This window comes from Serratia sp. N21D137 (assembly GCF_047530005.1).
Lineage (GTDB): Bacteria > Pseudomonadota > Gammaproteobacteria > Enterobacterales > Enterobacteriaceae > Chania > Chania fonticola_B.
Window position 1 is genome coordinate 128755 of record NZ_JBLJAJ010000011.1, and the last position, 20941, is coordinate 149695.

Consider the following 20941-nt stretch of genomic DNA (forward strand, 5'->3'; position numbering starts at 1 on the left):
CCTGGCGGGTCGGAGTGATGAGATAACCAGCTGATTATTGACGACCTTTTTTAATTGTTGGAGACACCCGGCGTTTGAAACGGAGCTGTTCCGGCCGCTTTACGGCTTCGCGTTCATCTTCAATGATGGCTCTTACCCAAAAATCACCATTTTCATCAACGTTGATACCCTGGATCTCATGTTCAAAACCTGGGAAGTGCTTATCAAAGTCCTGTAAAGCACGCAGATAGCCCATAATGCCTTTGTCGCCCACTGGCAGACGTTCACCCGGCATTAAGACTGGGATACCTGGTGGGTAAGGAACCAACATGCTGGCGGCAATACGGCCAGAAAAATCATCCAGGCGGATGTGTTCCGCCTTATAGCGCAGCACTTTCTGATAGGCCGCAGACGGAGTCATCACCGGTTCAGGGTCGGTATTAACCGCTTCATTAATGTGGTTCATCAGATCCAGCTCGCGCATTTTTTCATGCATCTGCTGGCAGAGTTGTTTCAGGGTCAAGTTATCGTAATGCGGTGATAGACCTTTCAAAGATGTAATAGCATCAACGGCAAGCGCATCGGAGTCATAGAGTTTTTTAAAGGTCAGCAGGCTTTCAATTAACGTGCCCCATTTTCCTTTGGTGATACCTACAGAAAACAGAATGAGGATCGTGTAATCGCCTGTGCGGGCAATTTCAATCCTTTTGTCATCGAGGAATTTGGTAATCAAATAGCCAGGGATCCCCTGTTCTTGATAACTACCGTCCAGATTAATGCCTGGGCAGGTAATGGTGACTTTTACCGGATCAAGCATGCTATTGGTATCAATCAGATCTTCATCGTGAAAGCCGTGCCAGCTATCGCCCGCACACAATTCCCAACATTCAGGACCCTGGTTGAGTAGCTCAAGCGGAGCCTCTTCAAAGCTGTACTGTTTACCCGTTGCCTTATCATTAACCTCCGCCGGCTGTAGAACGTCAAAAAACCAGGCTGATTCGCTCTCTTGTTCACGAATCTGGCGTTTAACGGAAACGACGGCTTTTCGGAACGCAATCGCTTCATCGATCGACTCCTGTACCAAGGAACGACCGGAATCTCCCTGCATCATACTTACCGCTACATCAATTGAAGCAATGATTGGGTAAAAGGGAGATGTGGTGCCGTGCATCATGAAGGAATCGTTAAAATCATCAAAATCCAGCGGCGCGCGGTGGCTTTTTTTCACATGGATCATTGAGGCCATTGATAGAGAAGGCAGCATTTTATGGGTCGACTGCACGGCAAAAATGGTCGGACGATCGGGAGTGTCTTCAACGTCCATGGCGAAACGGTTCTTATACATCGGATGGAAACGGGCATATGCATACCAGGCTTCGTCAAAATGAATACGTGGTACGCTGGCTCCCAGATATTTCACCACGTCATTAACGTTGTAACAGAAACCATCATAGGTACAGTTAGTGACAACCGCATAAGTAGGCGAGGTGTCTACCGCATCTGAAGTCAGCGGGCTTTTGGCGATCAACTCATCAATACTTTCTTTTTTCAGGCGTTGAGTCGGTATTGGGCCAATCAGCCCATAGGCATTACGCGTGGGCTTAAGATAAACTGGACGTGCCTGGGAAAGGGTAAGACCATGATTTAGCGATTTATGGCAGTTACGGTCGACAATGGCAATTTCATCCGCTGCGACCGCACCTTGAGCCACAATACGATTGGAGCCGGATGAGCCGGAAACGCCATAGAACGTCCAATCAGCGCCAAAAAGCTCTGCGGCGATGTCTTCTGATTTTTTGGACGGCCCAGCATGAATGAGGTAATCCCCCATTTCAGCGGTAGCGACCCCGATATCGGCCCGCATCATGTTTTCGCCGAAGAAGTTGATAAATTCAGTACCGACAGGATGCTTTAAATAGGCCATGCCGCCCATGTGTCCTGGACAGTCCCAGTAATAGTCGCCGTCTTCGGTAAAGTTTTTTAGCGTTTTAAAGTAAGGCGGCAGCAGGTTTTCAGCATATCGGTGAATAAGCGTATAAATACGGTTGGCAGTGAAGGTTGGGGTTTCAGAAAATAAATAAATATACTCATTTATCTCTTTGAGTATAGCAAGGGGCACCCCGTCAGTGACATTGTATTCAGATAATAAGAAAAGAGGCGCAGTGGCATTTCGCTTACGGAAAACATCAATGAACTCCTGACATTCAATACCTGTTTCAGGATTGCTTGAGTCCCAGCAGATCCCTACCGCACTGTATTTTTGGCTTTCATTAACAACCTTCACTGCATCGCTAATTTTATCCACAATGAAGGTGGTAAACCCTCTGGCTTTAACCGCCGCGTTGAGCTCTTCGAGAGCTTGTATCGCGGGATTATTTTGTTTTAATCCTCGAGAGGATACAAACAAAATATTGTGATTAAACTTCATGATTAATTACCTTTTTTGAATGAATAAATGAGTGGCCACCGATTAATAGGCGACAAAACATGACGTCTGAACAACAAAAATTGGGTTATAGCTTTATCGTACCATTCATAAAGAGAAATCCTGTCAATGCATCAAGAGCGATTAATGATAAGAAAATTTTCATTTCATTACCCTTAAATATTTTTTTTATTCCCCCATCATGGATACGTGCCCAAAAGAATAACGGTAATCCCAGAGTTAAAAGCATTGGCACCATGGCAAGATATTTCGGCTCGCTGGCGTAAAACATAAACAAGCAAAATAACAGCCCTATGACACCACTGATTAGTGCACTGATACGGCCATTACGAACATAATTATTATATTCACCATTGATACATAACTTGCATAAATAAGCGGTGGACAGCAGATAGACGGGTAAAACTGTCAAGGCTGAAATCGAGAGCATGGCTATCCAGGCGTTACTTGAAAAGTAAACCATCAAAACCACAAGCTGCATTAAAGCGCTGCTGACCCATAGTGAAACCGATGCCGCTCCTTGATGGTTTCGTCTGGCAAATTTTTCTGGGAAAGCTGCATTTTGGGCCGCAACCATAGGGATTTCTGCACAAATCATGGTCCAGGCTAACCAACTGGTTAACACCGAGATCAGCACACCAATATTAATCAGTCTTTCGCCCCACTCGCCGACAACAATCTTCAGGATCCCTGCCGTTGATGGCGTGGCGATCACGCTCAGTTGTTTTTGAGTCAAGACCCCGAAAGGCAGGATAGAAATCAAGATACATATGATAAGTGAAATGATAAAACCAATTAAGGTTGCCCTGCCGACATCTTTTTTGTTTTTTACTCTTCCAGACAACGCAACGGCACCTTCAACACCAATAAAACACCATAGAGCAACATCAAGTGGCGACTTTATCTGGGAGAATACCGAGCCTAGATACTCCTTAGGAAATAAAGGATTGTTTGCCCAGATGTTACTGGTGAGTTCGTTAACGTTAAGGAAATAAACCAGAACGAATACAAATATCACTAGAGGTATTAATTTTGCTAACGTCCCTATAATATTTACCGCACCAGCCAGTCTTGTGCCAGACAACACTAAAAAATTGAATCCCCAGATGAGAATTGATATGCCAATAATTGAAGGAATATTATTCCCGCCGCTAAAACCTCCCGGGATAAAATAATTCAGCGTATCCATCACCATGATACCAAAGGCGACGTTGCTGAAAATAGTCATCAGCCAATAGCCCCATACGACAATAAATGCACAGAAGGTACCAAAGCCTTCCTGAGCATACATGTAGATGCCAGCCTGTAGGTCTGGCCGAATATCCGAAAGAATAATAAATGTACGAGAAATGAAAAACATTCCGAAACCGCAGATTAGCCAGGCTATAGTCACAGAACCTACTGCTGAACTGGCGGACATATTCTGTGGTAGCCCATCAACGCCGCTGCCAATCATCGAACTGACGACGATAGCAACTAATGCCAAAAGACCTAATTTTTGATTGCTATCTTTTCCTGCTATGCCTGTAGGCATAATTTATCTTCCTCTTATAAAAATAACGGTATAGATTGTTATTTTTTTTAGCGTAAATCCTTTTTCCTTTTAAGGTGGAATTCCCGAAATTAATGCTGAGAGTACTAACTAATTTTGAAGGGTATTAGTGTGGAGTTGATTTTCATACAGATAAAGTCAGTTATCGTAGATAGCTGACTTTATCTGATAGACATTATTTAATGTCGTTAATCCACTGCTTAAATTCTTCCAGCTTGCTTTCAGGTTTTTGCTTGCAGGCTTTGATGACCAGTGGAACGTAGGTGGTTTCTACTTCATTCCAGTCAACATAATCACCTTGCTGAAAAACATTATCTTTATTGACCACCCAGAATGCTACGGGGGTCATTGCCTTAGGATTCAGATCAATAAATTCTTTGCAAGTCATATCCTGCGGGGTTGTTTTAACCGTGGTTTCTGCGTTGGCAACATTAATGCCAGCTACAACCAAAGCGGAAGCGATAAGGATATTTTTGGTAAATTTAGTCATGATAACTATCTCCTGTTAATAATAAAAATATTGAAAAATGTGTTGAAATTATGCGCCGGAGTAACTGTCCTTATGATGGTTTAAACCATAGTTAAGCATGAAGAAAAACCATGAAGTTAACACCATTTCAAGACCGATTAACATTACGGTTAATAGATATGATGTGTTTTCACCAGCACTCAGCCAGAGGAATGCAATAGCAAAATCCAGGATCCCGATAAAAATACACCAGTAACGCCCAATCATTTCACTATTGTTAAATGCTGTGGTCAGACGACTCAATCCTCCTAACAAAAATAGAATGCAAATGAGCATTGAAAGAATATTCATTCCTATCATGGGGCTTGATAAAAAACTCACTCCCAGAAAAACATAGATAATACCGAACAGAAGCAATGAAAAAAAACTCGAAGTGTTTTTTATGAAAGCGAATGCGCTGACGAAGGAGTATATCCCTGAAATAACAAATAAGCTTCCTATAAGGTAGCTCAAAGCAATGCCAGAATAGACAGGGATCAGTAAACATAAAGTGCCGCACAGTAAAAACAATACGGCTAAAAACAAAACTGTTTTTTTATATTTGCTCAATATCCGGAGACTGAGTTTGTTAATGGTATCACTGTCAATATAAACCATGATCTCTCCCTTGCTTGCCACGCCTGTTATCAGCGCATGATCAAAGTGTAGTTCTATAAAGTGAGAGAATAATATTTTAAACGACTCATTAGGTATATAAGAGCATATAACGACAGATGTCGTATGATTCCTACATATGTAAGACTTACATTTATAATTATTAACAGATTACTGATATTTACGTGCATAACCAAATTAGTCAACAATTGATCAACATGCTTCAGAAACACCCTATTGATGCAAACGTGCCCTCCGTAAACTCGATTTTCAATCTTTTTTTGATTTTACTCAAATCATGTTTGGGCTGTTTTACACAGCACCACGGGCCTATCATAGAGGCTTGTGGGCTGTGAAAAATCGCTTATTAAGGCGTAATGGTACGCATGATAGGATTCTGCAGGGAGATCAGCGTCTCCGTTGACTGAATCTCATCGATGGTCTGGATCTTGTTGATCAGAACCTGTTGCAACGCATCGATCGAACGGCACATCACCTTGATAAACACGCTGTAGTGGCCGGTGGTGTAATAGGCTTCCACTACTTCCTCCAGGCTTTCGAGCTTTTTCAGCGCCGAAGGGTAGTCCTTGGCACTCTTCAATATGATGCCGATAAAACAGCAGACGTCGTAACCCAGCTGCTTTGGGTTCACATCAACCCGCGTTCCGGTGATGATCCCGGCCTGTTTCATCTTCTCCACGCGCACATGAATGGTGCCGGGGCTGACGGCAAAATTCTTCGCCAGTTCGGCGTAAGGCATGCGGGCATTCTCCATTAACGCGTTGAGGATGCCGCGATCGAGATTATCGATCTGATAAATTTCTGCCATTAAATGCCCCTTTAATTGCCGTTTGTTGAATTATCACCGCTTAAAAATGACTGATTAAAAGCGAAAAGGCAATATTGATTGATGGATATTGAATTTAGATGCCATTCTGTTGCTTAATCATTGGCAACTAGACAGGTTATTCAAGAGATACGGCAATGAAAAAGCAGTTTATCCAAAAACAACAACAAATCAGCTTCGTGAAATCCTTCTTCTCCCGCCAGTTGGAACAGCAGCTTGGCCTGATTGAAGTGCAGGCTCCGATCCTCAGCCGACTGGGTGACGGTACTCAAGATAACCTTTCGGGCAGTGAAAAAGCCGTTCAGGTGAAGGTCAAAAGCCTACCGGACTCGACGTTTGAAGTGGTGCACTCGCTGGCTAAATGGAAGCGTAAAACCCTGGGCGAGCACGATTTCAGCGCGGGTGAAGGTGTGTATACCCATATGAAAGCGCTGCGCCCAGATGAAGATCGCCTGACGCCGATCCACTCGGTGTATGTCGATCAGTGGGATTGGGAACGTGTAATGGGAGATGGCGAACGTAGCCCGGCTTACCTGCAAGATACCGTTAAGCGTATCTATGCCTCTATAAAAGAAACGGAAGCCGCGGTGAGCCGTGAATTTGGTCTGGCACAGTTCCTGCCAGAACAGATCCACTTTGTTCACAGCGAAACGCTGCTGCAACGTTACCCTGAGCTGGATGCCAAAGGCCGTGAACGTGCGATCGCCAAAGAATTGGGGGCAGTATTCCTGATTGGTATTGGTGGCAAACTCTCACATGGTAAATCCCATGATGTACGTGCACCGGATTATGATGACTGGACCACGCCAGGTATCGAAGGGCTGAAAGGGTTGAACGGTGACATCGTGGTGTGGAACCCGGTGCTGCAGGATGCGTTTGAACTTTCCTCAATGGGTATCCGTGTTGATGCGGCGGCGCTGCAACATCAGCTGACGTTAACCGACGATCTGGATCGCCTGAAGCTGGAATGGCACCAGTCCCTGCTGCGTGGTGAAATGCCTCAGACGATTGGTGGCGGTATTGGCCAATCACGCCTGGTGATGCTGCTGCTGCAACTGTCGCATATTGGGCAGGTTCAGTGTGGCGTGTGGGGACCAGAAGTACGCGAGAGCGTTGCTGGGCTGCTGTAACAGCTAGCGACTCCAACGCCGCAGTAAACGGCTTTTTAACCCGGTATCAAAGCGCCAGATATGATCGAAGATGCGCATGATGCCGGGTTTGCCATAGGCTGACATAGCCACCGCATGAAAGCGTTGCTGGTGGCTGTTCTGCTGTGACTTCACCTTCTTGATCACCTCTTCCGGCAACCGCTGGGCAATAAAATCGGAAATAATCACCGCATCGGCGTCAAACCAGTCGCTTTCCGCCATTTTGCCGACAGTGGCATTCAGGCAGGCGGCCAAATCCGTCCCGCCACGAAAATGCTGGCCCAGGAACCGCACTGCCTGTTCGATACCGCTGGCGGCCGTCAGTTCATAGTGCACAATCTGGCTGGCAAACAGCATGATGTAGCAGCGGCGGTTATCTGCCAGTGCAATGCGCAGCAGTGCCAGGCAAAAGGCCTTGGCGCATTGTTCATTAAAGCCGCCCATTGAGCCGGAAGTATCTACGCAAACAATAAATGGCCCGCGTGGCTGCCGGTCCTGCTGCTGATGAGTGACCTGACGCATCATGATCTGTTCCTGCCAGGCATCCCCTTGCAGGCGATAGGTCAGCAACCGTTTTTCCAGCAGCCGCCGGTAAAACTCAAACTCCAACTCTTCAATGCCCAACGCCGCCAGTTCGGGTGGCAGTAGCCGCAGGATGTCGTCACTTTGGTGTATACCGCTGACCTCTTCCGGCTGAATGGCGGGTACCTGAACCATCACTCTGTACGGTTCCGGCTGCGCATCTTGTTGCTGCACCGCCTTGGCTTCATAGCTGCGGCCCAGCTGTTGTGCCAGCTTTTGTAGCTCTGGCTGCTGTTGCAGGAAGTCTCCGTACTCCACCAGCCGTTGGTAGTCACCGCGTTGTAACTGGCCTTTGCTCATATCCCACAATCTGCCTGCGGCCGTGTCGTTCTCTGCCAGCACGGGTTCCAGTGCGCCGCTCAGTGCCAGCCGCTCTTGCAGCTCGGCCATCAGTTGTTCACGTTCCTGCTCCAGTAACTTATGGTGCAGCATCGTGGCCTGCAGCGTCAGGCTAATGCGCCAGCGTTGCAGAAACAGGGTCTGGAAGCTGCCATCGAGCGGATGAGCGGGGAGGTCGGCGGCGTCCACCATGCTCCGTGCCTGGGTGTAAAACGGCGAAACGCATTGGCGTAGCAGATCGAGCGTGTCGTCAAGGTTTTGCGAGAACTGGCCGTGGCTTTCCAACTGGCACTGCTGATAGCGGTAAAACTCTTGCGCCAGCACCGGTGGCACCACGGCTTGCTGAATGCGATCCTTCAGTTGCAGCTTCCATTGAGGCAGATCGCGGTTGATCGCCCGACGTATCGCCGGAAATTTATTGAAAAACACTGCCAATTGCGGCGTGGCCAACATGCCAATGATCAGCTCTTCGATCAGCTCGCCTTCGGAGATCGACAACAGCATATCGAGCGTTTCGAGGCTCAGCATGGTTACTGGCCGCGCATTTGCTGGGACAGTTGTTTGATCTGCTCGGCCACCTGCAACAGGCTGGCTTCAATTTTCGCCAACCCGGCGGCAGGGGTGAACAGGCAAGGCTGATGCTGGCTGAATAACCGCCGCTGCTCTGCCTGGCGCTGGCTTAGCGTTTCTATTTCGTCCAGGAATTCTGGCGGGGTTCCCCCGGTCGGTTTACCCGGCAGGGCCAGCAGGGAGGGCTGGCGGCTGACGTCCAGCACGGTCAGATGCAGTTGCTCATCGACTTCCAGATCGATCTGCTGGGCAAAACCAATGCCGTTAAGCTTGGCGCGTACCTCGCCCCCTTTTTGCAGCCAGTTTTCCAGCATACTGCTTTCGATACTCAGGTGGTTAACCTGGATGTCGTGCAGTTGTAACGGCTTTTGCAGCAGCAGCGTCAAAGTGGTGCCAGTGAGCGGATGCTCCAGCACGTATTGTGGCTTGCGGCTGAACATGCCGCCTTTTTTCACCAGTTGGATGGCCTGACGATGGCTCTGCTGCTGTTGATGCTGCATCCAGCGGGTGTGGATCTGCTGTAGCTGGATCAACAAGGTTTGCTGCTGATAGGCCTGTTCGGTCAGCAACTGATCGATTTGTTGCTGTAACAACTTTAATGATGTCCGATCGTGCCACAGGCAATCCTTCAACAGCATTAAATCCAACGGCACAATGGTGTCGCGGCCGCTGAAAAAGGCGCAGGCTTGCAGTAAGCGCAGGGATTTCTTCCAACGCCGGTCGGAAACATAAGGCGCCTGTTCCAAGGCGTCTAACCGTTGGCGCAGCAGAAAGATCAGTTCAAAGCAGTTTTCCGGCAGTTTGACCTTATCGATCAGCGGTTGCCATTGGTGGAACTCTTCATCGCTGATGCTCAGTGCCTCGGGCACCGGGTTGTCGTTTTCATTCTGCCGGGCTACCAACAGCGAGCGAAAATTCTGCTTATCCTGCACCTTATCGAGCCACAGCCGGATCAGCATACGGTCATACAACGCTTCAAGGCTGCTATCGGCCTCGGGTAATTCATTGGAGGCGGTGACCAGCAGGCGCAGGGGAATGGGCTCTTCACTATTACCGTTACGGAAGCGGCGCTCGTTGATCGCGGTCAGCAGGGTATTGAGGATAGCCGGGCCAGCCTTCCAGATTTCATCAAGAAAGACAATCTCGGCTTCGGGCAGATAACCCGCAGTCAGACGCTGATAGCGGCCTTCATCTTTCAGAGCCTGGATCGACAGCGGGCCAAACACCTCTTCCGGCGTGGAAAAGCGCGTCATCAGGTATTCAAAGGAGCGAGCGCTGCGGAAGGCAAATTTCAGCCTGCGGGCGATCAGGCTCTTGGCGATCCCCGGCGGGCCCAGCAGGAACACGCTTTCGCCGCACAAGGCTGCCAGCAAGCAAAGCCTGATAGCCTCTTGCCGTTCATAAAGGCCGCTCTCCAGCGCACTGCTGAGGCGGGCGATCCGTTCTGCCAGAAGTGTTGATGACGCCATAAAATAGCTCGCGTTGTCCGGAGGTTAGAGCCTGCCACCCAGGCCGACAGCCAATCTTGCTAGAGAATCCGATGATAAACCATCATTATTTTTAGCCCTATAGCTGGTTGATTAGTAAAATTTTTCTATGCTCAACAAGGGGGGTGATTCACATTTTGTTTATTTTTGGGGTCAGATAGTAGAGCAGGCAAGTGCTATAAATGATGCATACTGTGCGCCTTTTACCGGGTGTGACGGATCTTGGAGCCCGTATCTTTAACCTGATGCTGATGCATCGGTTGACGGATGATCTAGCAAAAGAAGCAAACTATGAGCACAGAACATAAACAGTCTTTATCGGCGGTTACCCTGGCGGCTATTGGGGTCGTTTACGGTGATATCGGCACCAGCCCGCTCTATACCTTGCGAGAATGTTTTTCCGGTCATTACGGTTTTGATGTCCGTCCCGACGTGGTGTTTGGTTTTCTTTCCTTAATCTTCTGGATGTTGATCGTCATCGTTTCCTTGAAGTATCTCACCTACGTCATGCGTGCGGATAACGCCGGTGAAGGCGGGATACTGACGTTGATGTCTTTGGCTGGGCGCCATACCTCGGCACGTACGACCTCTTTGCTGGTGATCCTGGGCCTGATTGGTGGCAGCTTCTTCTATGGCGAGGTAGTGATCACCCCGGCGATCTCGGTGATGTCGGCGATCGAAGGGTTGGAGATTGCCGCCCCGTCGCTTGATCCCTACATCGTCCCGCTGTCTATTCTGGTACTGACCTTACTGTTCGCCATCCAAAAACATGGCACCGGTAGCGTGGGCAAACTGTTTGCCCCGGTGATGCTGCTGTGGTTTATCGTATTGGCGGTCCTGGGGGCGCGCAGCATTATCGCCAACCCGGAAGTGTTGCAGGCGCTGAACCCTAAATGGGCCCTCAACTTCTTTGTTGAATATAAGAAGGTGTCGTTCTTCGCGCTCGGTGCGGTGGTACTGTCGATTACCGGTGTGGAAGCGCTGTATGCCGATATGGGCCACTTTGGCAAATTCCCGATCCGCCTGGCCTGGTTCACCGTGGTGCTGCCTTCGCTGGTGCTTAACTACTTCGGCCAAGGCGCATTGCTGCTGAAAAATCCGGAAGCGATCAAGAACCCGTTCTTCCTGTTGGCCCCCGATTGGGCGCTGATCCCGCTGTTGATATTGGCTACGCTGGCCACGGTTATTGCCTCGCAGGCGGTCATTTCCGGCGTTTTCTCGTTGACCCGCCAGGCCGTTCGTCTGGGCTATCTGTCACCGATGCGCATCATTCATACCTCGGAAATGGAGTCCGGCCAGATCTATATCCCGGTGATCAACTGGACCCTGTATATCGCCGTGGTGTTGGTGATTGTGGGCTTCGAACACTCCAGTAACCTGGCCGCGGCCTATGGTATTGCGGTGACCGGCACCATGGTATTGACCAGCATCCTGATCACTTCCGTCGCCATCAAGAATTGGCATTGGAATCGCTTCCTGGTGGGAGGCATTCTGGTGATGCTGCTGATTATCGATGTGCCGATGTTCTCGGCGAACGCCTTGAAACTGTTCTCTGGCGGTTGGTTGCCACTGATGTTGGCCCTGGTGATGTTCCTGATCATGATCACCTGGAAGAGTGAACGTTTCCGCCTGCTGCGCCGGATGCATGAGCACGGTAACTCCCTTGAAGCACTGATTGCCTCACTGGAAAAATCGCCACCGGTTCGCGTGCCGGGCACTGCGGTGTTTATGTCGCGGGCGATTAACGTGATCCCGTTTGCCCTGTTGCATAACCTCAAGCACAACAAAGTGCTGCATGAGCGGGTAGTGCTGCTGACCTTGCGTACCGAAGATGCCCCTTATGTGCATAACGTCCGGCGTGTGACGATTGAGCAATTGTCACCGACCTTCTGGCGAGTGGTAGCCAGCTATGGCTGGCGTGAAACGCCGAACGTTGAGGAAGTCTTCCACCGCTGTGGGTTGGAAGGGCTGCCATGCCGGATGATGGAGACGTCGTTCTTTATGTCCCATGAATCGCTGATCCTCACCAAACGGCCGTGGTATCTGTTCCTGCGCGGCAAGCTGTTTATCGCCCTGAGCCGCAACGCATTGCGGGCTGCCGACCAGTTTGAGATCCCGCCCAACCGGGTCATCGAACTGGGAACCCAGGTCGAAATCTAAAAGAGAGGGCTCAGCATTTGCTGGGCCCTTCTTTTTTAGCTACGCTTTATCAAACGTGAGCGAAACGTTTCGATGGCGATCACATTTCCGCTATGACAGGGTTGTCTTCCTCTGCTGATTTTCTACACTGACTCAATAGCGAAACGTTTCGCTGCTGGAGTTTACTCATGAAAAAAGGCGTACTACTGAATTCTGACGTTTCTGCGGTGGTCTCTCGTCTCGGCCACACCGATCAGATCGCGATTTGCGATGCAGGCTTGCCGATCCCGGCCGTGACGCCGCGTATCGATCTGGCGCTGACCCAAGGGGTGCCGACATTCTTACAGGTTGTAGGCGTGGTGACGCAGGAAATGCAGGTAGAGAGCGCCATCCTGGCGGAAGAGATCGTCAAGCATAACCCGTCGCTCCACGAGGCATTAATGGCTCAACTGACTCAGCTTGGCCAACACCAGGGCAATACCATCAGCATCAGCTATATCAGCCACAGCGCGTTTAAAGCGCAAACCGAACATAGCCGGGCCGTGATCCGCAGCGGAGAATGTTCGCCCTACGCGAACGTGATCCTGTGCTCCGGCGTAACTTTCTGAGGCGCCTATGCAACCTTTACTGCAACTGAAGGGGATCGATAAGGCCTTTCCCGGCGTGAAGGCGCTTTCTGGGGCCGCCCTGAGCGTTTATCCCGGCAGGGTGATGGCGCTGGTGGGGGAAAACGGTGCCGGCAAGTCCACCATGATGAAAGTGCTGACCGGTATCTACAACAAAGATGCGGGCAGCCAATATTTCCTCGGCAAGGAAGTGGCCTTCAACGGGCCGAAGGATTCGCAGGAAGCGGGTATCGGCATCATCCACCAAGAACTGAACCTGATCCCGCAGCTGACCATTGCCGAGAACATCTTTCTTGGCCGCGAGTTCGTTAACCGCTTTGGCCGCATCGACTGGAAACGCATGTATGCCGAAGCGGACAAACTGCTGGCGCGTTTGAACCTGCGCTACAGCAGCCACCGGCTGGTGGGGGAATTGTCGATTGGCGATCAGCAAATGGTGGAAATCGCCAAGGTGCTGAGCTTTGAATCCAAAGTGATCATCATGGATGAGCCGACCGATGCCCTGACCGATACCGAAACCGCCTCGCTGTTTAAAGTGATCAACGAGCTCAAAGCCGAAGGCCGCGGCATTGTTTATATCTCCCACCGCCTGAAGGAGATCTTCGAAATCTGCGACGATGTGACCGTATTCCGTGACGGGCAATTTATTGCCGAGCGGCCGGTTGCCGAACTGAATGAAGATTCGCTGATTGAAATGATGGTGGGTCGCAAGCTGGAAGAGCAGTATCCACGTCTGAATCTGCCGCGCGGTGAAAAACGCCTGCAGGTGAGCCACGTTTCCGGCCCTGGCGTGCATGACGTCAGCTTTACTTTATACCGCGGTGAGATTTTGGGTGTGGCTGGCCTGATGGGGGCTGGGCGTACCGAACTGATGAAGATCCTGTATGGAGCGGCGCCACGTAAAAGCGGCACCGTGAATCTGGATGGCCATGAGGTGGTGACTCGTACTCCTCAGGACGGCTTGGCTAACGGCATTGTCTATATCTCCGAAGACCGTAAGCGTGATGGTCTGGTGCTGGGGATGTCGGTGAAGGAAAACATGTCGCTGACCGCGCTGCGCTACTTCAGCCGCGCCGGTGGTGGCCTGAAACATGCCGATGAGCAGATCGCCGTCAGCGATTTTATCCGCCTGTTCAATATCAAAACGCCGTCGATGGAGCAGCCGATTGGTTTGCTTTCCGGCGGCAATCAGCAAAAAGTGGCGATTGCCCGAGGCTTGATGACCCGGCCAAAGGTACTGATCCTCGACGAACCGACACGCGGCGTCGACGTCGGGGCCAAAAAAGAGATCTACCAGTTAATCAACCAGTTCAAGCAGGAAGGGCTGAGCATTATATTGGTGTCTTCGGAAATGCCGGAGGTGCTGGGCATGAGCGACCGCATCCTGGTGATGCATGAAGGCCACCTCAGCGGCGAATTCCCGATTGAACAGGCCACCCAGGAAGTGCTGATGGCAGCAGCCGTTGGCAAGCAATACGGCGTAAAGCAGGAGTAATCAGATATGAGTTCACAAAGTGTTGCAGCTAAGCGCTGGTTCAGTAAAGAGTGGCTGTTGGAGCAGAAATCGCTGATTGCCCTGCTGGTGCTGATTGCCGTGGTGTCTTCGATGAGCCCGAATTTCTTCACCGTTAATAACCTGTTCAATATCCTGCAGCAAACCTCGGTGAACGCCATTATGGCGGTCGGCATGACCTTGGTGATCCTGACTTCCGGCATCGATCTGTCGGTCGGCTCGCTGTTGGCGCTGACCGGGGCGGTAGCCGCTTCGATTGTCGGATTTGAAGTCAATGCGGTGGTGGCTGTGGCAGCTGCGCTGGCATTGGGGGCTGCGGTAGGAGCCTGCACCGGGATTATCGTGGCCAAAGGCAAGGTTCAGGCGTTTATCGCCACCCTGGTGATGATGCTGTTACTGCGCGGCGTGACCATGGTGTACACCAACGGTAGCCCGATCAATACCGGCTTTACCGACGTTGCCGACGCCTTCGGCTGGTTCGGGATTGGCCGCCCGTTAGGCGTTCCTACCCCGATCTGGATCATGGCCATCGTGTTTGTCGCCGCCTGGTATATGCTGCATCATACCCGTCTTGGCCGCTATATCTATGCGCTGGGCGGCAACGAAGCGGCTACCCGCCTTTCCGGTATCAGCGTTGATAGGGTTAAAATCATCGTTTATTCCCTGTGCGGCCTGCTGGCGGCACTGGCTGGGGTCATTGAAGTGGCGCGCCTGTCCTCTGCGCAACCTACTGCGGGTACCGGCTATGAGCTGGATGCCATCGCTGCGGTGGTACTGGGTGGTACCAGCCTGGCTGGGGGTAAAGGGCGCATCGTCGGTACCCTGATCGGGGCGCTGATCCTTGGCTTCCTGAACAACGGTTTGAATTTACTGGGTGTTTCTTCCTACTACCAAATGATCGTGAAAGCAGCCGTTATTCTGCTGGCGGTTCTGGTAGACAACAAAAGTAACAAGTAACCTCTCCCCTACAGGAATCACGACCATGAAAATGAAAAAACTGGCAACCTTAGTTTCGGCCATCGCGTTAACCGCCACCCTGAGTGCTAACGCCCTGGCAAAAGACACCATCGCGCTGGTGGTTTCTACGCTCAACAACCCGTTCTTTGTTTCGATGAAAGAAGGGGCGCAGTTGGAAGCCAACAAACTGGGTTACAACCTGGTGGTGCTGGATTCCCAGAACAACCCGGCGAAAGAGTTGGCCAACGTGCAGGATCTGATGGTGCAGAACCCGAAACTGCTGCTGATTAACCCAACCGATTCTGACGCGGTAGGTAACGCCATCAAGATGGCCAACCAGGCCAAGATCCCGGTCATTACGCTCGACCGTATGGCAGCGAAAGGCGAAGTGGTTAGCCATATCGCTTCCGACAACCGCGTGGGCGGTAAAATGGCCGGTGACTTTATTGCCCAGAAAGCTGGGGCTGACGCTAAAGTGATCCAGTTGGAAGGCATTGCCGGGACATCTGCTGCCCGTGAACGTGGCGAAGGCTTCCAACAGTCACTGGAGCAGAACAAATTTAAACTGCTGGCCAGCCAGCCGGCGGACTTCGATCGTACCAAGGGTCTGAACGTCATGCAGAACTTGCTGACCGCGCATCCAGACGTGCAGGCGGTGTTTGCACAGAACGATGAAATGGCACTGGGCGCGCTGCGTGCGTTGCAAACCGCTGGTAAAACGGATGTCATCGTCGTTGGCTTTGACGGCACCGCAGACGGCGTGAAAGCGGTTGAAGGCGGTAAACTGGCTGCCACCGTGGCACAGCGTCCGGATCAAATCGGCGTGATTGGCGTAGAAACGGCAGATAAGATCTTGAAAGGCGAGAAAGTACCGGCGACTATCCCGGTTGATTTGAAACTGGTTACCAAGTAAGTCATCTCCAGCGCCATCGGAACGGGGCGTGACGATGGCGCGCAATTTTAGGGAACCCTGTGATGGAAACAGCAAAGCTGGTGGTTTTGGGCAGCATCAATGCCGACCACATCCTCAATATCAACCAGTTTCCCCAGCCGGGCGAAACGGTGATCGGCCAGCAGTATAAGGTTGCCTTTGGTGGCAAAGGGGCTAACCAGGCGGTGGCTGCCGGGCGCAGCGGTGCGGACATTGCTTTTATTGCCTGCGTAGGTGCAGACGATATTGGTGAACGTATTCGCCAACAGCTGGCAACCGATCGCATTGATACCCAACCGATTGAAGCTATTGCCGACAGTACTACCGGCGTAGCGCTGATTTTCGTCAATGCCGAAGGCGAAAACGTGATTGGTATCGATGCCGGTGCCAACGCGGCGGTCACTCCCGAATATCTCAACCGCTATCGGCAACGGGTTATCGATGCCGATGCGCTATTGATGCAGCTTGAGTCACCGCTGGAGACGGTGATTGCCGCCGCCAAACTGGCCAAGCAGCACCAAACCCAGGTGATCCTCAACCCGGCTCCGGCCTGTGAGCTGCCTGACGAATTGTTAGCCATGGTTGACATGATCACCCCGAACGAAACCGAAGCCCAGCGGCTGACCGGTATTGCGGTGAATAATGACGCTGACGCCGAACGTGCCGCCAGCATCCTGCATGATAAAGGTATTGGCTGCGTGATTATCACCCTCGGTAGTCGTGGCGTATGGTTGAGCGAAAACGGTAAAGGCAAACTGGTTCCGGGCTTTAAGGTCAAAGCGGTGGATACCATCGCGGCCGGTGATACGTTCAACGGTGCTCTGGTTACTGCTTTGCTCGAAGGTAAAGTGATGAGCGATGCGGTGCGTTTCGCCCATGCGGCGGCGGCCATTGCCGTTACCCGGCCGGGTGCACAGCCTTCCGTGCCATGGCGTGAAGAGATTGACGCCTTTTTGCAGCAACAGGGATAACGCTTTGGCTACCATGAAAGATGTCGCCCGCCTGGCGGGTGTTTCAACCTCGACGGTCTCGCACGTGATCAATAACAATCGCTTTGTCAGCGACAGCGTGCGTGACAAAGTCATGGTGGCCGTGGAACAGCTAAACTATGCCCCTTCCGCACTGGCGCGTAGCCTGAAACTCAATACGACGCGCACCATTGGTATGCTGGTGACCTCCAGTAATAACCCGTTTTATGCCGAAGTGGTGCGCGGCGTGGAACGCAGCTGCTACGAGCGTGGCTACAGCCTGATCCTGTGCAACACAGAGGAAGATGTGGCGCGTATGAACAGCAGCATGGAAACGCTGTTGCAAAAGCGGGTGGATGGCCTGCTGGTGATGTGTACCGAAAACCATCGCCCCTCGCAGGATGCTCTAAGCCGCTACCCCTCTTTGCCGATCGTGATGATGGACTGGTCGCCGTTCGAAGGGGCCAACGATATCATTCAGGATAACTCGTTGCTGGGGGGCGAAATGGCTACCGATCATCTGATCGCTCGCGGCTATCGCCAAATCGCCTGTATCGCCGGGCCGCTGGATAAAACGACCGCGCGCCATCGTTTGGAAGGCTATCGCCGCGCCATGAAGCGTGCCGGTCTTGAAATCCTGCCGGGCTATGAGGTGTATTGCGACTTTGAGTTTGAAGGGGGCGTGCATGCCATGAAGCAGTTGCTGGCGTTAGCCGAACCTCCTCATGCGGTGTTTGCTGGCAACGATGCTGTCGCCGTCGGCGTTTATCAGGCGTTGTATCAGGCCGGGCTGGTGGTACCACAGGATATGGCCGTGATGGGTTACGACGATATCGAACTGGCCAAATATCTGGCTCCACCGCTCAGCACCATTCATCAGCCCAAAGATTCGCTAGGGGAACTGGCGATCGATGCGCTCATCAATCGCCTGCAAAACCCTGAACGGGATGCCCAGATCCTGGTGCTGACGCCAGAGCTGGTGGAGAGAGACTCCGTCGGTTACCGTTAACTGGTAGCCTTCGCTTCTTTGCGTGATTTCTCTTTGCCGGTGATCAGGTTATTGCCGTCTTTTCTTCTTAACAGCATAAAGACGAAGGCCGAAGCAACGGTCACTATCCCCACGGTAATAAAGGTGTAGTGGAACTGATCGATCATGGTGCCAATCCCCATTGAACCATAGAAGCGCAACACGGCGGCGCTGATCGCAACGCCAAAGCTGATAGACAGCTGTTGCGTCACTGCCAATACGCTATTGCCGGAACTGGCGTTGCCATCGTTCAGGTCTGCCAGGCTGATGGTATTCATGGCGGTAAACTGCGTCGACATCGCCATCCCTAGAACAAACAGCGGCAAAATCATCAGCCACAGCGGCATACCTGGGCTTTGCAGAGAGAACTGCGCAATCAATACGCCGATAATGATAGTGATACCTACCAACGTCTTACGATAGCCGAACCAGCGCAACACCTGGGTAACGGTAGACTTGGCCATCAGAGAACCCACCGCCGTCGGGGCCATCATGCAACCGGCGACAATCGCCGAATAGCCAAAGGCCACCTGCAGCATCAACGGCATCAGGAAGGGAACGCAGCCAGTCCCTAGCCGCGAGGCCACGTTACCGGCAATGCCGACGGAAAAGGTACGGGTCTTGAACAGATCCAGCCCAATCAGTGGCTGAGCGTGGCGGCGGGCGTGAATGATATAGCCAAACAGCATCACAAAGCCGCTCAGGAACACTCCCAGAGAAATGTAATTGGCCAGTACCTGCTCGCCGAACAGCTCCAGGCCGGTGGAGATAAGTACCAGGCTAAGGCCAAACAGCATAAAGCCAATGAAATCAAACGGCCGTTTCGGCGTGGTGAAGTCCGGCATGTATTTGCGGGCGTAGACGATGCCGAGTAAGCCTATCGGGATGTTAATCAGGAAGATCCAATGCCAGGTAGCGTAGGTCACCAGCCAGCCGCCAAGCAGCGGGCCTATTATTGGCCCAACCAGGCCAGGCATGGTGACAAAGTTCAGTACCGGTAACAGCTCACTACGCGGATAGGCCCGCAACAGGGCAAGGCGTGCCACCGGCATCATCATCGCGCCGCCAATCCCCTGTAAAATACGAGAGGCGACCAGGAAACTCAGCGTCGGGGACAAGGCACACAACAGCGAGCCAAAGGTAAACAGGGATACGGCGATAATAAATACCCGCCGAGTACCGAAGCGATCGGCCAGCCAGCCGCTCACCGGGATTAGCATCGCAACCGTCAGGGTGTAACTGATCACCGCCGACTGCATTGCCAAGGGAGAACGGTCGAGGCTGTGGGCTATCGCCGGTAAGGCGGTATTGAGAATAGTGGCATCCAACGCCTGCATAAAGAACGCCATCGCGGCGATCCAAGGCAACCCTGCCATGCTGCGTGCAGATTTAGTCATCGTGATCCCATTTTCCTTCTATATATAGCTGCGGAGTTTACGCATTGCCCTGCAACAATGTTTGGCATGCAGTGAGGGCTGCGGTGCTGTCACTGGCGACTATGGCATCCACAATGGCCTGATGGTGTTGCAGTTTGATCACTTCATTACCGGTGATCGCCCGGAAATAGCTTTGATACACCGAGCTGAACAGGTTCGCGAACGAGGTGAGAAACGGATTGGCGCTGGCTTCATAGATTAGCTGGTGGTACTGGGTATCGACCTCAATCCAGCGTTCGCGGTCAAAATCTATGTGTAGCGCCTGCATTTCTGCCATCAGCGTGACCAATCGCGTCTTTTGCTCCTGGGTGGCATTGATTGCTGCCAATGAACAAGCTTGAGGTTCGAGCGACGTGCGTAGAATAAGGAAGTGCTGCATGACCTGGTCGAAGTTCTCTCTGGTCATCCACCAGGTCAGCAGATCCTGATCGAGGAAGTTCCATTGGCTTTGCGGCATGACCCTGGTGCCGATGCGGGGGCGCGGCAACAGCATGCCTTTGGCCGCCAGCATTTTTACCGCTTCACGTACTGCAGTGCGACTGACGCCAAAGTGTTCTGCCAAATCCATCTCGCCTGGCAGGATGCTGCCGGCTTGATATTCACCGGCCAGGATCTGTTGGCCGAGCTTTTCTGCCAGCAGATAAGAAAGATTACGCTGTGCCGCCTGTTGTTGAGCATCGAATTGCATGGCTGCGGTTCCTTTTAACTGCATTGTTATCTTTCATTTTACGCCAGGGAGCGCCAGCTTTTACGGCTGTTTTCGAGGAAAAGTGTCAAAAACGACGAACAAGACAGCGTTTTGCCGAAAAAAACCGCGCTTGAAAAGTTTTTTGCATTTAGGGGTTGCGGCGTTCTGAGAACTCCCTATAATGCGCCTCCACTGACCGGGAACAACGACTCCTCTAACGAGAACCAGTCGCCCAGCCAGGAAGTGTCAAGCCGGTGAAAACACCGAAATAAAGGTTGACTCTTCAGAGGAATCGCGTAGTATACGCCACCTCGAGTTAGCAAGCGAAAGCGCGTAACTCACTGCTCTTTAACAATTTATCAGACAATCTGTGTGGGCACTCACAAGACGATATCCAGCTACTTCGGTAGCAAAAAAATATCAAGTCTTGAAGAGTGACCAAGCAGTCATTCATGCGAATGAATGATTACGAAAGTTAATTTTCGAGCATCGCTGCACGAGTTGCAGCAAATCAAGCTTTTAATTGAAGAGTTTGATCATGGCTCAGATTGAACGCTGGCGGCAGGCCTAACACATGCAAGTC

Annotated in this window: 17 protein-coding genes and 1 rRNA gene; 9 read left to right on the forward strand and 9 right to left on the reverse strand. The window is 51.5% G+C overall.

Annotation, left to right across the window (positions count from 1 at the left end; genetic code table 11):
* Positions 1–34 precede the first annotated feature (34 nt).
* The 5 genes from ACMV5H_RS11425 to asnC all read right to left on the reverse strand — a co-directional run bounded on the left by ACMV5H_RS11425 (position 35) and on the right by asnC (position 5929).
* Complete coding sequence (locus ACMV5H_RS11425; RefSeq protein WP_414821871.1) at positions 35–2407, reverse strand: Orn/Lys/Arg decarboxylase N-terminal domain-containing protein; 2373 nt, start codon at positions 2405–2407, stop codon at positions 35–37.
* Positions 2408–2492: 85 nt separating this feature from the next.
* Entirely contained in the window at positions 2493–3959 is a 1467-nt protein-coding gene (locus tag ACMV5H_RS11430; protein WP_094982452.1) for a basic amino acid/polyamine antiporter, read from the reverse strand.
* Between the two features lie 193 nt (positions 3960–4152).
* Positions 4153–4467: an acid-activated periplasmic chaperone HdeB gene (hdeB, locus tag ACMV5H_RS11435; protein ID WP_059199288.1), complete on the reverse strand. Its 315-nt coding sequence runs from the start codon at positions 4465–4467 to the stop codon at positions 4153–4155.
* A gap of 48 nt (positions 4468–4515) precedes the next feature.
* A complete protein-coding gene (locus ACMV5H_RS11440) occupies positions 4516–5103 on the reverse strand; it encodes a DUF308 domain-containing protein (RefSeq protein WP_414821872.1) in 588 nt (195 codons plus the stop codon).
* Between the two features lie 364 nt (positions 5104–5467).
* Positions 5468–5929 (reverse strand): transcriptional regulator AsnC, encoded by a 462-nt coding sequence (gene asnC, locus ACMV5H_RS11445; protein ID WP_021181440.1) that lies wholly within the window; start codon positions 5927–5929, stop codon positions 5468–5470.
* A 155-nt stretch (positions 5930–6084) separates the two neighbouring features.
* Here asnC and asnA point away from each other — a divergent pair, with 155 nt between their 5' ends.
* Positions 6085–7077 carry an aspartate--ammonia ligase gene (gene asnA / locus ACMV5H_RS11450; protein WP_115160453.1) on the forward strand — a complete coding sequence of 331 codons (993 nt, stop codon included), beginning with the start codon at positions 6085–6087 and terminating at the stop codon, positions 7075–7077.
* A gap of 3 nt (positions 7078–7080) precedes the next feature.
* On the opposite strand, the gene viaA is transcribed toward asnA, so the two are convergent.
* Positions 7081–8544, reverse strand: coding sequence for an ATPase RavA stimulator ViaA (gene viaA, locus ACMV5H_RS11455; RefSeq protein WP_115160454.1), 1464 nt, complete (start codon positions 8542–8544; stop codon positions 7081–7083).
* A 2-nt stretch (positions 8545–8546) separates the two neighbouring features.
* Positions 8547–10055, reverse strand: a complete 1509-nt coding sequence (gene ravA / locus ACMV5H_RS11460; protein WP_115160455.1) for an ATPase RavA — start codon at positions 10053–10055, stop codon at positions 8547–8549.
* A 309-nt stretch (positions 10056–10364) separates the two neighbouring features.
* Here ravA and kup point away from each other — a divergent pair, with 309 nt between their 5' ends.
* The 7 genes from kup (at position 10365) to rbsR (ending at position 18216) form a co-directional block, all read left to right on the forward strand.
* On the forward strand, positions 10365–12233 hold the full coding sequence (gene kup, locus ACMV5H_RS11465; protein ID WP_059199291.1) for a low affinity potassium transporter Kup: 1869 nt from the start codon (positions 10365–10367) through the stop codon (positions 12231–12233).
* Between the two features lie 167 nt (positions 12234–12400).
* Entirely contained in the window at positions 12401–12820 is a 420-nt protein-coding gene (gene rbsD / locus ACMV5H_RS11470) for a D-ribose pyranase (protein WP_115160457.1), read from the forward strand.
* A gap of 7 nt (positions 12821–12827) precedes the next feature.
* A complete protein-coding gene (rbsA, locus tag ACMV5H_RS11475; RefSeq protein WP_021181446.1) occupies positions 12828–14333 on the forward strand; it encodes a ribose ABC transporter ATP-binding protein RbsA in 1506 nt (501 codons plus the stop codon).
* 6 nt (positions 14334–14339) lie between these two features.
* Positions 14340–15308 carry a ribose ABC transporter permease gene (gene rbsC, locus ACMV5H_RS11480; RefSeq protein WP_059199292.1) on the forward strand — a complete coding sequence of 323 codons (969 nt, stop codon included), beginning with the start codon at positions 14340–14342 and terminating at the stop codon, positions 15306–15308.
* 25 nt (positions 15309–15333) lie between these two features.
* A complete protein-coding gene (rbsB, locus tag ACMV5H_RS11485) occupies positions 15334–16221 on the forward strand; it encodes a ribose ABC transporter substrate-binding protein RbsB (RefSeq protein WP_024484669.1) in 888 nt (295 codons plus the stop codon).
* A gap of 62 nt (positions 16222–16283) precedes the next feature.
* Positions 16284–17210: a ribokinase gene (gene rbsK, locus ACMV5H_RS11490; RefSeq protein WP_059199294.1), complete on the forward strand. Its 927-nt coding sequence runs from the start codon at positions 16284–16286 to the stop codon at positions 17208–17210.
* A 4-nt stretch (positions 17211–17214) separates the two neighbouring features.
* The gene (gene rbsR, locus ACMV5H_RS11495; protein ID WP_021181450.1) at positions 17215–18216 is read left to right on the forward strand and encodes a ribose operon transcriptional repressor RbsR; all 1002 of its coding nucleotides are present in this window, start codon (positions 17215–17217) and stop codon (positions 18214–18216) included.
* Here the strand turns inward: rbsR and mdtD are convergent.
* Positions 18213–19631 (reverse strand): multidrug transporter subunit MdtD, encoded by a 1419-nt coding sequence (gene mdtD, locus ACMV5H_RS11500; RefSeq protein WP_414821873.1) that lies wholly within the window; start codon positions 19629–19631, stop codon positions 18213–18215. The two genes, rbsR and mdtD, sit on opposite strands and share 4 nt — an antisense overlap.
* Positions 19632–19668: 37 nt before the next feature.
* The gene (locus tag ACMV5H_RS11505) at positions 19669–20358 is read right to left on the reverse strand and encodes a FadR/GntR family transcriptional regulator (protein ID WP_414821874.1); all 690 of its coding nucleotides are present in this window, start codon (positions 20356–20358) and stop codon (positions 19669–19671) included.
* Between the two features lie 520 nt (positions 20359–20878).
* Here ACMV5H_RS11505 and ACMV5H_RS11510 point away from each other — a divergent pair.
* Positions 20879–20941, forward strand: a 16S ribosomal RNA gene (locus ACMV5H_RS11510); the annotation flags it as partial.

What these genes read in the sequence shown, in the direction of transcription:
- ravA (WP_115160455.1), bottom strand. Translation starts at nt 10,055, where the DNA reads ATGGCGTCATCAACACTTCTGGCAGAACGGATCGCCCGCCTCAGCAGT.
- kup (WP_059199291.1), top strand. Translation starts at nt 10,365, where the DNA reads ATGAGCACAGAACATAAACAGTCTTTATCGGCGGTTACCCTGGCGGCT.
- rbsA (WP_021181446.1), top strand. Translation starts at nt 12,828, where the DNA reads ATGCAACCTTTACTGCAACTGAAGGGGATCGATAAGGCCTTTCCCGGC.
- rbsC (WP_059199292.1), top strand. Translation starts at nt 14,340, where the DNA reads ATGAGTTCACAAAGTGTTGCAGCTAAGCGCTGGTTCAGTAAAGAGTGG.
- ACMV5H_RS11440 (WP_414821872.1), bottom strand. Translation starts at nt 5,103, where the DNA reads ATGGTTTATATTGACAGTGATACCATTAACAAACTCAGTCTCCGGATA.
- rbsB (WP_024484669.1), top strand. Translation starts at nt 15,334, where the DNA reads ATGAAAATGAAAAAACTGGCAACCTTAGTTTCGGCCATCGCGTTAACC.
- ACMV5H_RS11425 (WP_414821871.1), bottom strand. Translation starts at nt 2,407, where the DNA reads ATGAAGTTTAATCACAATATTTTGTTTGTATCCTCTCGAGGATTAAAA.
- rbsD (WP_115160457.1), top strand. Translation starts at nt 12,401, where the DNA reads ATGAAAAAAGGCGTACTACTGAATTCTGACGTTTCTGCGGTGGTCTCT.
- asnA (WP_115160453.1), top strand. Translation starts at nt 6,085, where the DNA reads ATGAAAAAGCAGTTTATCCAAAAACAACAACAAATCAGCTTCGTGAAA.
- ACMV5H_RS11505 (WP_414821874.1), bottom strand. Translation starts at nt 20,358, where the DNA reads ATGCAATTCGATGCTCAACAACAGGCGGCACAGCGTAATCTTTCTTAT.
- hdeB (WP_059199288.1), bottom strand. Translation starts at nt 4,467, where the DNA reads ATGACTAAATTTACCAAAAATATCCTTATCGCTTCCGCTTTGGTTGTA.
- rbsK (WP_059199294.1), top strand. Translation starts at nt 16,284, where the DNA reads ATGGAAACAGCAAAGCTGGTGGTTTTGGGCAGCATCAATGCCGACCAC.
- viaA (WP_115160454.1), bottom strand. Translation starts at nt 8,544, where the DNA reads ATGCTGAGCCTCGAAACGCTCGATATGCTGTTGTCGATCTCCGAAGGC.
- mdtD (WP_414821873.1), bottom strand. Translation starts at nt 19,631, where the DNA reads ATGACTAAATCTGCACGCAGCATGGCAGGGTTGCCTTGGATCGCCGCG.
- asnC (WP_021181440.1), bottom strand. Translation starts at nt 5,929, where the DNA reads ATGGCAGAAATTTATCAGATCGATAATCTCGATCGCGGCATCCTCAAC.
- ACMV5H_RS11430 (WP_094982452.1), bottom strand. Translation starts at nt 3,959, where the DNA reads ATGCCTACAGGCATAGCAGGAAAAGATAGCAATCAAAAATTAGGTCTT.